Consider the following 13,626-nt stretch of genomic DNA (forward strand, 5'->3'; position numbering starts at 1 on the left):
CGGGCACGCGGCACCCGGAGCGGCACCCGTTGCGAGGTCGCGCTTCGGGCAGGGTGTCGGCGAGGACCGGGGCGGTCCGGCCGACCGGGTGTCAGGCCCGGCGTCCGGCCGGCGTCAGGGGGTGCCTCAGGGCGTGGTGTCCTGGAAGGGTGTGCCGCCGGTGGCGTCCTCGGGCGGGGCCGGGTCGAGGATGACGTGGGTGCCGGAGAGGTCCAGGGCGGGGCCCGGCAGGGGGATCCGCACCGGCCGGTCCGCATCGCCCCCGGCCCGCTCGCCCAGACCCAGACCCGATCCCCAGCCCCACAGCCCACCCTTGCTGTCGATGGCGAGCCCCGTGAGTCCGGACGCGGCGATCCGGCGGATCCCGGGGAGGCCCGCCACGCGGACCGGCGCGGTGGAGGAGTGGTCCGAGGTGTCGCCGTCACCGAGTGTGCCGCCCACGCCCCGGCCCCAGGCCCGGACCACGCCGTCCCGGTCCAGGGCGTAGGCCACGTTGTCGCCGCCCGCCACCTGGACCACGTCCGTCAGTCCTGGCACCCGTACCGGTCTGCCGCTCTGGCCGCCGCGCGGCTCGGTCCCCAGCAGGCCGTGCGCGTTGTTCCCCCACGCGCAGACCCGCCCGTCCGCCTTGAGTGCGACCACCGCTCCGCCCGCCGAGGCCACGTCGACGACTCCGCCGACGCCGTCGATCGTGGTGAGCCGGGTGCCGTCGACGTCGCCGAGGACGTCGGTGAGGTTGATGCCCCATCCCCGCACCCGGCCGTCGGAGCGCAGGGCGAAGGCGTTGAGGGAGCCGGGCCCCATCGAGACGATGTCCTCCAGACCGGGGACCCGCTGCGGGGTCGGCACGCCGTTGTACCCCTCCCGCTTACCGCCGTTGACCAGGAACCGGTCGTCCCCCCAGGCCGTCACGGTGCCGTCCCGCCGTACGACGTAGAAGGTCGGCCCGCTGCTGTGGACGGTGCGGGCGTCGTCGATACCGGGTACCCGGCGCGGTTCGGCCCGGTAGTGGCGCTCGTAGGAGCCCTGTCCGAGGGAGCCGCCGATGTTGGTGCCGTAGGACCACACGGTGCCGTCGGCCCGGACCGCGACCGTGGTCCAGCGGCCGTCCGCGACCGAGACGACGTCGGTCCAGCCCGGCACCGCGCCCTCCGCGCGGCTGCCGGCCGGGGCGCCGTTCATCGACGCCCAGGCCCAGGCGACGCCCGGGGGCACCTGCCGCGGCGCGGGCTGCGCGGCGGGCCCCTCCGGGCACCGGGGCGCGCCGTGGACCGCACGGTCCGCCTTGCTGCACCCGGCCAGGCCGAGCACGGCGACGCCCGCGACCAGCACCCGCAGCCACGTTCTCGGAACCATCCGGCACTCCACTCGCGCGAGGGCGGAACCCGGCGCACGCGGCGTCGGGCGGGGAGGACCTCCCCCTCCGGTCCCCACCCTGCCGCTCGGGGGCGCGCGGGCGGCAGGGCGGATCCGCTCATCCGGACCTCCCGATGACTGGGTACCGGCACCCAGCGGGGCCTGAGTACGAACACCCGGGCGCCTCGCCGGCTGCTGGAGGGGGACTGTTCACCCCTCGTCCACCCGGATGCCACCGGCGGACCGCCCCGCTGGGGCACATTCGGCCCGGAGACCTCAGGACGGTGGAACGGATGACGAACCCCCTGGCGGGGATGCTCAAGGCACGGCAGAAGGAGGCCGCCAGGCCCGCGCTGTACGCCCGGGGCATGCGCGTGTGCGGTGAGTATCTGGCGGCCCGGGACGACCGGACCGCTCCCTGCGACGTCCGCCTCACCCGGGCCGTCGGTGTGCTCGCCGCCGCCCTCGGCACCCCGTCGGCGGACCCCTTCGACGCCCTGCTCCAGGTCGGCGAGCGTGCGCTGGAGACCGGCGGCGAGGACGGTCCGGCGCTGGCGCTGGGGATCGCGGAGACGGCGACCGAGCTCCGGCAGCGGTCCAGAGGGGCCTGGCGACTGCGTGGCCGGGCGCTGGACCGGCTCGGGCGGGACGAGGAGGCGCTGGAGTGCTACGGCCGCTGTCTCGCGCTGCATCAGGGCGGTGACACGGCGGAGGCGGTCACCCGCCGGACCGACACGTTGCGACGCCGGCGGGAGTGCCTGGAGGAGGCCGCCGCGCTCCTTCCCGTGTCCGGCCGCGCGCTGGAGAGACTGACCGCCGGGGACACCGGCACCGCGGCCGGGGAGTTCGCCGCCCAGGTCCGGGCGCGGATGGCCGAGCACGGCCCGGGCGATCGGACCGTACGGCGTCTGCTGGAGCTGTACGGCACCTATCGACGGCTCGTCGAGCGGTCCGCGCTGCCCGATCCGCTGCTGGGCGGGAGCGTGCCGATCGGGGCCGGCGGGCTGCGTGCCCTGGTCGCGGGGCGGACGGTGTGCGTGGTCTCGGACGCCCGCGAGGTGGCCGACAGCACGCTGGGCGCGGAGATCGACGGCTACGACCTGGTGGTGCGCTGCGACGCGTTCCGTCTGCGCGCGGAGGGCACCGGCGGGCGCACCGGGCTGCACGCCGTCTCGCTGCGCGGCGACACACCGTGGGAGGGGCCCTCGTGGTCCCGGCGGGCCGGGATCCGGCTGGTCTTCGGCGACCCTGCCGGGACCTGGCGCCGCGCGACCCGGGAGCGGCTGGTCGCCGGGGCGCAGGACCAGGTCGGGGACGCCTCGCTGCGGCGGCCCCTGAGCGATCCGGCGCTGCTGGGAGAGGACGGCTGGGGTGCCGGGGCGAGCACCGCGTTCACCGTGCTGCGGCTGCTGGACTTCCTGGATGTCAGTCCCCGCCTGGACCTCATCGGCTTCGACCGGCCCGGCCGGCTGCGGCCCGCGGAGGCCGCGTGGGTCATGGAGCGCGCGACGCACGTCGACGCCGGCACGATGAGGATCTCCCTGCGATGACCCACCCCTCCGCCCCCGCCCCCGCTCTCCCCGACGACCGGAGCACCGCTTCCGCCGACGACCGGAGCGCCGTCACCGGCAGGCGCCGGATCGCCTTCGCCGTCCACTCCGGCCCCGGGACCCTGCCCGCTGTGGCCACCCTGCTGCGCAGTCTGGCGCTCACCAACCCGGGGGTGTGCGAGGACTTCGTGGTGCTGCACCCCGGGTTGCCGGACGCCTCGTTCGACGCCCTGCGCAGGCTGCACCCGCGCCTGGTCACGCGTCGCGCGGACAGCCGCCTGGACGTGCTCCGGCTGGAGGGTTACGACACCGTCGTCGCCCTCTCCCCCACCTCGGTCGTACTGGGGGACCTCGGTGAACTGCTGCGGATGCGGCACGGGGTGGGTGCCGTACCGCAGGTGCTGCCCGACGGGGAGGGCGGTGAGCGGCGTGCGGTCCGGACGGACGGACTGCTGGTGGTGCAGCGGGCCGACGTGGACGACACCGTGGTGGCCCGGCTCGACGGCGGCAGCGAGGCGGGCTCGGTACTCGGAGGGGTCCTGCAGCCGCTCGACGCCCGGTACGACTTCCCCGCCCGCCGGCTGTACGACGACATGCCGGTGCCCGCCGAGGTCGCCGTGCTGCGGTTCCCCGGCCCGTCCGACGAGCCCGGACACGCCCCGGCCGCCGGGGCGCGGCGCCGGTTCGAGCAGGACGACGAGGAGTTCCGGGCCGCGTACTGCGCCCTGCCCGGTACCGGACACCCCGAGCTGCTGGCCCACCTCGCCCCGCCGCTGCTGCAGGCCCGCCCCTCGCTCGGCCTCGCCCGGACGGTCGCCGAGGTGTACCGCGGACAGGGCCGTTACGACGAGGCCGTGGACGTGCTCGCCCCGGTGGTCGGGGACCGGCTGGACGCTCCGCGCTGCCAGGAGACACTGGGCGTCTGTCTGATGGCGCTGTCGCGCTACGAGGAGGCGGAGGCACGGCTGCTGCTGGCGGCGGCGTCGCCCGACACCGCGCCGCGCGCCTTCGCCCAGCTCGCGCGGCTGGCGTGGCTGTGCGGCCGGGACACGGACGCGCACGCCTACGCCCGCGCGGGGCTGGAGGCCGATCCGACCGACGCCGGATGCCACGACTGGTACCTCCGTACGCGTACGGAGGACCAGCGGCGGGAGCCCGGAGCGGAACACGGGCCTGTACGGGAGCGGGAGCCGGTCGCGGCCGGGGAGCAGCTGGCGCACGTCGCGCTGTTCGCCGAGGGCCGGGAGAACGCGGGCGACAAGGTGCTGCCGGAGGCCGTGCGCCTGTGCTTCGGCACCGACACCGGACCGCGCGCCTGGTACCGGCAGCCGGTGCACCGGCTGGTGGACGAGGCCGCGCTGGACGAACTGAACGCGCGGCGCGGGGTGATCGTCGGCGGTGGCGGACTGTTCCTCCCCGACACCTCCCCCAACGCCAACAGCCACTGGCAATGGAACATCCCGGACCGTGTGCTGGCCCGGCTGACCGTCCCGCTGGCGGTGTTCGCGGTCGGCTACAACGTCTTCGACGGGCAGCTCTACCGCCGGAGCCGCTTCGCCGAAAGCCTGCGGACCCTCGTCGAGCGCTCGGAGTTCTTCGGACTGCGCAACCACGGCTCCATCGAACGCGTCCGCGAGCTGCTCCCCGCCGGGCTGCGCGACCGGGTCCGCTACCAGCCCTGCCCCACCACGGTGGCCCGCCACCTCGTCCCGGGCTGGACCGATCCGGTGGTGCGGGACGACACCGTCCTGGTCAACTGCGCCTACGACCGCGCCGGTCTGCGCTTCGGCCACGACTACGGCGGCTTCCTGGCCCACATGGCCACCGCGCTGCGCGGCCTGCGCGACCGGACCGGCGTGCGGTACGCGGCGCACATGCCCGCCGACGAGAGGTTCGTGCACGATCTGCGCCGGGAGCACGGGATCTCCCTGCCCGTCGAGCAGCTGTACGACATGACCAACGACGGTGTCCGTGACCTGTTCCGCCGGTCGCGCCTGGTGATCGGGATGCGCGGGCATGCGGGGATGATCCCCTTCGGCTGCGGCACCCCGGTCCTCAGCCTCGTCTCCCATCCGAAGCTGGCCTACTTCCTGTCCGACATCGGCCGTGAGGAGTGGGGGCTGTCGGTGCACGACCGGGACCTCGGTGCCCGGCTGCTGGAGCGGGCGACGGCGGTCCTGGACGACCATCCGGCCGCCGTGGCGGAGGTGCTCGACGCGCAGAAGCTCCTCTGGGAGACCACGCGCTCCAACCTCGACGATCTCCGGGAGACCTTCGGACCGATCTGAGCCGCCGAGACATCCCGCCGTTCCCGAAACACCCCGAGGTGAGGCCCCCGTGCCGAAACTGTCCGTCGTCGTCCCCCTGCACAATGTGGAACCGTTCGCCGAGAGCACGCTGCGCAGTCTCGCCGCCAACGCCGGCCCGGACGTCGAGTTCCTGCTCGTCGACGACTGCTCCACGGACGCCACACCCTGGGTGATCGACCGCTGGGCGGAGAAGCTGCCGGGCGCGCGGGTGATCAGGCACGAGCGCAACATGGGCATCGCCCAGGCACGCAACACCGGTATCGACGCGGCCGGGGGCGAGTTCCTCACGTTCCTCGACGGCGACGACTGGTACGGGCCGGGTCATCTCGCCGGGATGGTGCGGGCCATGGAGGAACTGGGCTGCGACTTCGCCCGCACCGACCACGTCCAGGCCACCGGCACCGAGCGGGTGATCAAACGTCCGCCAGCACCGGTGCGGGGCGCGGTGATGGATCCGCGCGACGGGATCACGCCCGCCGACACCGAGACGATGGTCGACTACCCCTTCGTCTGGGCGGGCATCTACCACCGCCGCCTCTTCGCCGACGGCGGTATGCGCTTCGTGACCGAACTCCGCACGGCGGAAGACCGGTTGTGGATCTGGCAACTGCATCTGACGGCCCGGACGTACGCCTCCCTCGGCCTGCACGGCGTGTTCTACCGGCGCGGCGTCGCGACCTCCCTCACCCAGGTCAAGGACTCCCGCCAGCTGGACTTCATCCCGGCGTACGACGCACTGCTGCGGGATGTGCTCGGTGACCCGGAAAGCGACCGGTTCCTCCTGAAGGCCGTCCGCACCTACTGCGCCATGATCGCCTTCCACATCGGCAAGGCGGACGCGTACGAGCCCTCGGCGGCCCGGCGGTTGCGGCGGGAGGCGCGGGAGGCGCTGCACCGCATGCCCCAGCAGGCGCTGGAGGAGACCCTCGCCACCATCGACAGCACCCGGAGCAGGCTGCTCGGCCGCCTGCGTGACGGGCGGAAGGCTGCCTGACCCATGCCCCAGACGACCCAGATCTTCCAGGTCTCCACGCTCTACGGCGCGGCCACGCTGGCCGCGGCCCTGGACGCGGGCCTCTTCGGACCGCGCGGGAAGGCCCGTCGCGTCCTGCTGGTCTGCAACAACGCCGCCGTGCCGGAGACCGCCCTGCGGCTGGACGAGATGCACGGCTACGGGCCGATCGCCGGCCGGTTCGACTCGGTGGTCAGCTGGAACGAGGCGATCCGCCCCTACCACCCGAGCGCCTGGGGCCCGCGCGGCAGCGACCTGGTGGTGTGGCAGCGGGCGTTCCGTCTTCTCTGGGACATCGACGAGGGGGACAGGATCGAGCTCGCCGTCGAGTCGATCCAGGCCAACCCGGCCCGCGCGCTCGCGGCGATCTTCACCGAGGCCGCCGTCGACGTCTACGCGGACGGTCTGATGAGCTACGGACCGACCCGGGAGAGGCTTCCGCTGACCATCGCCCGCCGCGTCCGGCGGCTGCTGCACCTCGACCTGATCCCCGGTCTGCGGCCGATGCTGCTCTCCGAGTACGCGGTGGCACCGGTGGTCGTCCCCGACGGGGCGTTCCGCGGGGTACTGGACGAGATCTCGCGGGACGCGGCGGACGACCCGCGGCTCGCGCCCGTGCTCGCGGAGGCCCCGACGGCCGTGCTCCTCGGCCAGTATCTCGCCGCGATCAACATCCTGAGCGCGCGGGAGGAGGAGGACCTCCATGTCCGTATGCTCACCGGGGCCGTGCGCGCCGGGCACCGGTCCCTCGTCTTCAAGCCCCACCCGACCGCTCCCGCGGGCTACTCGGCGGCGCTCGGCAAGGCGGCGGCGGACGCGGGCGTACGGCTCACCGTGCTGGACGCGCCGCTGCTGGCCGAGACGCTGTACCGGCTTGGCCGTCCCGAACTCGTCGTCGGCTGCTTCTCCACGGCCATGGTGACCGCGTCCGCCTACTACGACGTGCCCGTCGCCCGGGTCGGGACGGCGCTGGTGATGGACCGGCTCAAGCCCTACCCGAACAGCAACCGGGTGCCGCTGGCCGTGATCGACCACCTGGTGCCGGACCTGGAACGCGCGGAGCCCCCTGCGGTGGTGGGGCGGGCGCCGGACACCCTGTCCCCGCTGGTCCGGGCGATCGGCTTCTGCATGCAGCCGAAGACCTACGCCGGCCTGCGTGACACGGCGACCGACTGGCTCCGCGCCCACCTGTCCGAGACGCCCGGCTACTACTTCCCCGAACTCCGCCTGGCCGAACTCGCGTTGCCGGGCAGCACACCACGCACCCGGGCGAGGATCCAGGCAGGCCGGGCCACCCGCGTCGTCCGCCGAGCTGTCCGCCGGAACCGCTGACCCCGGACCCCGGATCCCGGATCCCGGATCCCGGATCCCGGCCGGCCGGCCGGCCGCGGACCATCGTGCCGCGGGGCGATGGGGGTCCCCCGCTCGAGCGCAGTCGAGAGTGGGGGAGGCGGGGAGGCACCCCGTGGACGCCGGGCTGCGCAACCCACCCCCGCCCAGCCGTCACGCCCGGCGGGCCAACCGAGACCGACCGGTCACGGCTGTGCCATCCACCCGTCAACTCCCGTACACCGCCCCGCCCCACAGTGACCCGGTGCCCAACAACACCGCCGTGCGCCTGCCGCAGCAGCAGCAGGAAAGCCCAGCCGCCCCCGGACAGAAGCCGACCCCCACCCCCCGGGAGCACCGCTACGACATCGACCTGCTGCGCCTGATCTGCTCCGCGACCATCATGGTGGGCCACGTGGGCGCCCAGTTCATCCGCTCCACGGACAACGACCCCGCGAACGGGGCCGGTTCCTACTGGGCGGGCCACATCGCGGAGGCGATCAACCCCTTCGCCGTCCCCCTGTACTTCGCCATCGCCGGCTGGGCCGTCCTCGTGGGCGCGCCCCCGCGCGACAGCGCACGCATGTGGCAGCGGATCGTCCGCAACACCGTCCCGCTCTTCACCTGGACGGCCGTCTACCTCCTCTGGGCCTGGCTGCGCGACCGCAACGACCGCCCCATGACGGAGCTGGCGACGGACTCCCTGGCCGGCTCCGTACGGCCCGCCTACCACCTGTGGTTCATGTACACCTACATCCCGATCATCGCCCTGCTCGCCTTCGCGCTGCTGCTCACCGCCGGGAAGCGGCCCTGGAGCCTCGGCGCCGCACTCCTCGCCCTCGCGGTCCTGCCGAGCGCACTGGCCACGGTCACCGAGGTGACCGGCCACGACATGCCGCAGGTCACCTGGGGGTTCGGTACCTACTCCCTGGTGTACGCGGTCGGCGGCGCCCTGCTGTTCACCCTGCCGGCCGGAGCCCTTCGGTGGCGGTGGCCGCTGTACGCGGTGCTGCCGCTGACCATGGCCGGGGCCCTCTGGTACAACACCCAGGTCCACTACGTGATGCCCAACGCGCACCTCTTCGTCGCCGCGATGAGTATCTGCGTACTGCTGCTGATCAGCAGGATCAGGGTCCCCGAGAAGCTGCGGCCCGCGCTGCGGAAGCTGGCCGGTGCGGCGCTCGGCGCGTACATGGTGCATGTGCTGTTCGTGGAGGAGATCGTCGCTCCGCTGGTGTCGCCGGACCTGGGCGGGCCGGTGGCCGGCCTGCTGCTGGCCGGTCTGCTGGTCACGGTGCTGGTGCTGTCGTTCGCCACCAGCCTGCTGTGGGGCAGGCTGAACCTGCGGCGTCTGCTCGGCTGACGCGGCGCCACACGGTGTTCGTCAGGTGTTCGCGTGCCGCTCGCCTCCGCACCCCTCCTCCACCGGCGGTGCCCGCCTAGCCTGTCCCCCACCCGGCAGCCACACCACTCCCACCGCGCTTCCGACGGATCGAGGTCTCCGGCTCCATGAACACCCGCTCCCTGCTCACCAGTTCCGTGTCCCGGCGTGTGCTGCGGCCGGTCGCCGATCTCATCGACCGGCGCATCGACCGGCACATCGACCGGCGGCTGCGCTCGACGGCGGCCGCGGACGCGGCGGACCGTGAGCGGCTGCGGGAGACCGCCGAGACGGTGCGGCGTCAGGAGCTCACCCTGGAGCTGCTGCTCGGTTCCTCCGGCCGGGGTCTCTCCCGGGCCGTGAGCCCCGGCCCGCTGAACCGGCTGCGGTCCGAAGTGGCGGAGCTGGCGGGAGACCGGGGCGCCGCCGAACGCAATGTCGCCACCGCGTACCGGCTGCTGGTGGCGCTCGAGTCGCTGGGGACCGGCCGGATCGCCGGGGGCACCATGAACATCTGCGGCAAGCTCGGCACGATCCCCCTGCTGGACCCGCCGAACGACGAGATCCTGGAGATCGGCACGCTCTACGGCATGTTCTCCGCCGGGCTCATCCGGATGATGGAACGCGACGGCCGGAGCCCGGGCGTGACGATCGTCGACCCGTTCGCCGGTGTGCAGCTCCAGCCCGGCACTCCGCGCCGCTCCGACCCCTCCGGCACACCGGTCGACGAGCGCGCCGTGCGGACCAATCTCGCCCTGGCCGGTCCGGCGGGCGTGGCCGCCCGGATCCAGCGGGGGTTCTCCGAGGACCCCGGCACCCGTGCGGCCGTCTCGGACCGCCGCTACGGCGTGATCGTCGTCGACGGCGACCACTCGGCCGAGGGGGTCGCCAAGGACCTGCAGTGGGCGGAGGAGATCGCCGCCCCGGGCGGGATCGTCGTCCTGGACGACTTCGGCGACCCCAAGTGGCCCGGCATCGAGGAGGCCCTGGACAAGCACCTCACGGGCGCCACCCGGTTCACCTACCTCGGCAAGGCCGCCCTGTCGGCGTTCCTGCGGGCCGCCTGAACCCTCTGCTCACCCCGTTCCGGACCCTGCCGGTTCGTGGGCCGCCGACCGCTGCGGGCCGACCGCTACGAGCCCGCCAGTGACAGCTTCGCCGCGAAGCCCAGGAACACCGCGCCCGCCGCCGAGGTCGCCCCCGCCGACAGACCCCTGCGGCGGCGGAAGGCCTCGGCGAGCCGGGTGCCGCCGAATATCAGCACACTGAGGTAGAGCATGCTGGCGAGCTGGGCGAAGACGCCGAGGACCACGAAGGACAGCGCGGGATAGGCGTAGCCCGGGTCGACGAACTGCACGAAGAAGGCGATGAAGAACAGGATCGCCTTGGGGTTCAGCAGGCTGACGACCAGCGCCCTGCGGTACGGGCGCTCACCGGGTGCGACGGCGGCGGGCGTTTCGGCCTCGTCCTTGTCCCGCCGTGTCCGCCACATCCCCCAGGCCGCCCGCAGCATGCCGACGGCGAGCCACGTCAGGTAGCCGGCGCCCGTGTACTTCACGATGCCGAACAGGACGGCGTTCGCCTGGAGCAGTGAGGCGACCCCGGCGGCCGACAGTGTCATCAGCACGGCGTCCCCGCACCACACCCCGGCCGCGGCCCGGTACCCGTCCCGGACACCGCGCCGGGCGGCGACTGACAGCACATACAGCGAGTTGGGCCCCGGGAGCAGGATGATGAGGGCCAGGCCCGCCAGGTAGGCGGGAAGGTCGATGACGCCGAACATGGAAAGGAGTGTCGCACGGCGGTACGACACTCCTCCGCATGATTCCGGTCACCGGGAAGGGGCGGCTCAGAACGCGTCGGTCGGCACGTAGGTGCCCCAGACCGCGCGCAGCGCGTTGCAGACCTCGCCGACGGTGGCGCGGGCCTTCAGGGCGTCCTTCATCGGGTACAGGACGTTGTCCTCGCCCTCCGCGGCCTTCTGCAGGGCGGCGAGCGCCGAGTCGACCGCCTGCTGGTCGCGCTCCGCGCGGAGTGCGGCGAGACGGTCGGCCTGCTGGGCCTCGATGGCGGGGTCGACGCGCAGCGGCTCGTAGGGCTCCTCCGCGTCCAGCTGGAAGCGGTTGACGCCGACCACGACGCGTTCGCCGGAGTCGGTCTCCTGGGCGATGCGGTAGGCGCTGTGCTCGATCTCGTTCTTCTGGAAGCCGTGCTCGATGGCGTTGACCGCGCCGCCGAGGTCCTCGACCTTCCGCATCAGCTCCAGCGCGACCGCCTCGACGTCGTCGGTCATCTTCTCGATGACGTAGGAACCGGCGAACGGGTCGACGGTCGCCGTCACGTCCGTCTCGTAGGCGAGGACCTGCTGGGTGCGCAGGGCGAGCCGTGCGGACTTGTCGGTCGGCAGGGCGATCGCCTCGTCGAAGGAGTTGGTGTGCAGCGACTGGGTGCCGCCGAGCACCGCGCCCAGGCCCTGGACGGCGACCCGGACCAGGTTCACCTCCGGCTGCTGGGCGGTCAGCTGCACCCCGGCCGTCTGCGTGTGGAAGCGCAGCATCAGCGACTTGGGGTTCTTGGCGCCGAACTCCTCCTTCATCACCCGCGCCCAGATCCTGCGGGCCGCGCGGAACTTGGCGACCTCCTCCAGGATCGTGGTGCGGGCCACGAAGAAGAACGACAGGCGCGGGGCGAAGTCGTCGACGTCCATGCCGGCCGCGACCGCGGTGCGGACGTACTCGATGCCGTCGGCGAGGGTGAACGCGATCTCCTGCGCGGGAGAGGCACCCGCCTCGGCCATGTGGTAGCCGGAGATCGAGATCGTGTTCCACTTCGGGATCTCGGCCCGGCAGTACTTGAAGATGTCGGCGATCAGCCGGAGCGAGGGCTTGGGCGGGAAGATGTAGGTGCCCCGCGCGATGTACTCCTTCAGCACGTCGTTCTGGATCGTGCCGGTGAGCCTGTCGGCGCTCACGCCCTGCTCCTCCGCGACCAGTTGGTAGAGGAGCAGCAGGAGGGCGGCGGGGGCGTTGATCGTCATCGACGTGGAGACCTTGTCCAGCGGGATTCCGCCGAACAGCACCCGCATGTCGTCGATCGAGTCGATGGCGACGCCCACCTTGCCGACCTCGCCCGAGGCGATCGGGGCGTCGGAGTCGTGGCCCATCTGGGTGGGCAGGTCGAAGGCGACCGACAGGCCCATCGTGCCGTTGGCGATCAGCTGCTTGTAGCGGGCGTTGGACTCCGTCGCCGTGCCGAAGCCGGCGTACTGGCGCATCGTCCACGGCCGGCCCGTGTACATCGTCGGGTACACGCCGCGGGTGAAGGGGTACGACCCCGGATCACCCAGCTTCGCGGCCGGGTCCCAGCCCTCGAGGGCTTCCGGCCCGTAGACCGGTTCGATGGGCAGTCCACTCTCGGTGGACCGGGCACTGCCCGACTCGCGCGCCATGGTGTGATGCCTCCCGCTGAGCAGCCTTGCTCGACCTGATCGCCCGCCGACCGCCCATTTGCTCACCAGTACCGGGCCGACTCCTCCACGGACTGTAGCGGTGCGCGTGCGGCCCGGTGCAGGGGCACACGCTGGGACCTTCCTCACAACCGCGATGGGACTCCGCTCACAGCACCCGCCCAGGCGGCTGCCGTTGGGTCACTCACCACCATGCCCCTTTGTTCGGCCGGGGTCATCTCCTGGGTAGACCTGAGAGGACGACCGGGCGCGCGACCGGGCGCGAGGCCGGTGGGACGACAGGGGGCCGGGGTGCGGAGGACGGGCATGAGGAGGAAGGGGATCGCCGGTCTCGCGGCGCTCACCGCCCTCGCGGCGGGCGCGGCGGGCTGCACGGTGCAGCCCGCCGGTGCGGGCGGTGCGGGCGGTGCGGGCAAGCCCCCGGTACACATCGAAGTGCCGGGCCGGACGCCGACCGCCCCGGTCTCCCGGACGCCGGACGGTACCGACCGGCCGTCCCCCGCCCGCCCCGACCCCGAATCACCGCGGGTGCTGTGGTCACCCGGCGACTCCGGGCGGGACGTCCGGGAGCTCCAGGCCCGGCTGCGGCAAGTCGCCTGGATCTTCCACGGGCCCACGGGGGACTACGACGGACCGACGGAGAAGGCGGTCCGGGGCTTCCAGGGCAAGCGCGGACTGCCGGAGACCGGGGTGGCCGACAGCGTCACCTGGCAGCGGCTGCTCGCGATGACGCGCGAGCCGGGCAAGTGGGAGCTGTATCTGATGGGCGGCCAGCCGGCCGACGCGCCCGACGCCCGCTGCCGGACCGGCCGGGTGCTGTGCATCAGCAAGTCGAGCCGCACCCTGCGCTGGATGATCGACGGGCGGACGGTGTCGACGACGCCGGTCCGCTTCGGCTCGGAGTACACGCCGACCCGTGAGGGTGTCTTCCGCATCTACTGGAAGTCCCGGCACCACGTGTCCACGCTCTATGACTCGCCGATGCCGTACGCCATGTTCTTCAGCGGCGGCCAGGCCGTGCACTTCTCGGCCGACTTCGCCGCGCGAGGGTACGGCGGCGCTTCGCACGGCTGCGTCAACGTACGGGACGAGGAGGCGATCGCGCGGCTGTACGGACAGGTGCGCAACGGCGACAAGGTCGTCGTGCACTGGTGAGATGGGGCGCGGGCGGGACCGGGGGAACGTGTCCCGCCCGCGCCGAGGTGCACGAGCCGTGAGTACGG

10 protein-coding genes are annotated in these 13,626 nt (G+C 73.2%); 7 read left to right on the forward strand and 3 right to left on the reverse strand.

Annotated elements, in window-relative coordinates; all coding sequences use genetic code 11:
* Positions 1-126: 126 nt before the first annotated feature.
* Positions 127-1,356, reverse strand: a complete 1,230-nt coding sequence (locus HTV45_RS12310) for an RCC1 repeat domain-containing protein (RefSeq protein ID WP_215205738.1) — start codon at positions 1,354-1,356, stop codon at positions 127-129.
* A 293-nt stretch (positions 1,357-1,649) separates the two neighbouring features.
* Between HTV45_RS12310 and HTV45_RS12315 the strand changes: the two genes are divergently transcribed.
* From HTV45_RS12315 to HTV45_RS12340, 6 genes are all read left to right on the forward strand, one after another.
* Complete coding sequence (locus tag HTV45_RS12315) at positions 1,650-2,906, forward strand: tetratricopeptide repeat protein (protein WP_215205739.1); 1,257 nt, start codon at positions 1,650-1,652, stop codon at positions 2,904-2,906.
* Positions 2,903-5,194, forward strand: coding sequence for a polysaccharide pyruvyl transferase family protein (locus HTV45_RS12320; RefSeq protein WP_215205740.1), 2,292 nt, complete (start codon positions 2,903-2,905; stop codon positions 5,192-5,194). Before HTV45_RS12315 ends, HTV45_RS12320 begins: the two co-directional genes overlap by 4 nt.
* 49 nt (positions 5,195-5,243) lie before the next feature.
* The gene (locus HTV45_RS12325) at positions 5,244-6,209 is read left to right on the forward strand and encodes a glycosyltransferase family 2 protein (protein ID WP_215205741.1); all 966 of its coding nucleotides are present in this window, start codon (positions 5,244-5,246) and stop codon (positions 6,207-6,209) included.
* 3 nt (positions 6,210-6,212) lie between these two features.
* Positions 6,213-7,559 (forward strand): alpha-2,8-polysialyltransferase family protein, encoded by a 1,347-nt coding sequence (locus HTV45_RS12330; protein WP_215205742.1) that lies wholly within the window; start codon positions 6,213-6,215, stop codon positions 7,557-7,559.
* Between the two features lie 262 nt (positions 7,560-7,821).
* Entirely contained in the window at positions 7,822-8,919 is a 1,098-nt protein-coding gene (locus HTV45_RS12335) for an acyltransferase (protein WP_215205743.1), read from the forward strand.
* A gap of 146 nt (positions 8,920-9,065) precedes the next feature.
* Complete coding sequence (locus HTV45_RS12340; RefSeq protein ID WP_215205744.1) at positions 9,066-10,004, forward strand: class I SAM-dependent methyltransferase; 939 nt, start codon at positions 9,066-9,068, stop codon at positions 10,002-10,004.
* A gap of 65 nt (positions 10,005-10,069) precedes the next feature.
* Here HTV45_RS12340 and leuE read toward each other — a convergent pair whose 3' ends face one another.
* Positions 10,070-10,720 carry a leucine efflux protein LeuE gene (gene leuE, locus HTV45_RS12345; RefSeq protein ID WP_215205745.1) on the reverse strand — a complete coding sequence of 217 codons (651 nt, stop codon included), beginning with the start codon at positions 10,718-10,720 and terminating at the stop codon, positions 10,070-10,072.
* Between the two features lie 66 nt (positions 10,721-10,786).
* Entirely contained in the window at positions 10,787-12,385 is a 1,599-nt protein-coding gene (locus HTV45_RS12350; RefSeq protein ID WP_215205746.1) for a methylmalonyl-CoA mutase, read from the reverse strand.
* 324 nt (positions 12,386-12,709) lie between these two features.
* Here HTV45_RS12350 and HTV45_RS12355 point away from each other — a divergent pair, with 324 nt between their 5' ends.
* Positions 12,710-13,558, forward strand: coding sequence for a L,D-transpeptidase family protein (locus HTV45_RS12355; RefSeq protein WP_215205747.1), 849 nt, complete (start codon positions 12,710-12,712; stop codon positions 13,556-13,558).
* Positions 13,559-13,626 lie beyond the last annotated feature (68 nt).

The organism is Streptomyces sp. CHD11, from assembly GCF_018638295.1.
Lineage (GTDB): Bacteria > Actinomycetota > Actinomycetes > Streptomycetales > Streptomycetaceae > Streptomyces.

Coding starts and splice junctions, on each gene's coding strand:
- HTV45_RS12310 (WP_215205738.1), bottom strand. CDS start 1,356: ATGGTTCCGAGAACGTGGCTGCGGGTGCTGGTCGCGGGCGTCGCCGTG.
- HTV45_RS12315 (WP_215205739.1), top strand. CDS start 1,650: ATGACGAACCCCCTGGCGGGGATGCTCAAGGCACGGCAGAAGGAGGCC.
- HTV45_RS12320 (WP_215205740.1), top strand. CDS start 2,903: ATGACCCACCCCTCCGCCCCCGCCCCCGCTCTCCCCGACGACCGGAGC.
- HTV45_RS12330 (WP_215205742.1), top strand. CDS start 6,213: ATGCCCCAGACGACCCAGATCTTCCAGGTCTCCACGCTCTACGGCGCG.
- HTV45_RS12340 (WP_215205744.1), top strand. CDS start 9,066: ATGAACACCCGCTCCCTGCTCACCAGTTCCGTGTCCCGGCGTGTGCTG.
- leuE (WP_215205745.1), bottom strand. CDS start 10,720: ATGTTCGGCGTCATCGACCTTCCCGCCTACCTGGCGGGCCTGGCCCTC.
- HTV45_RS12350 (WP_215205746.1), bottom strand. CDS start 12,385: ATGGCGCGCGAGTCGGGCAGTGCCCGGTCCACCGAGAGTGGACTGCCC.
- HTV45_RS12355 (WP_215205747.1), top strand. CDS start 12,710: ATGAGGAGGAAGGGGATCGCCGGTCTCGCGGCGCTCACCGCCCTCGCG.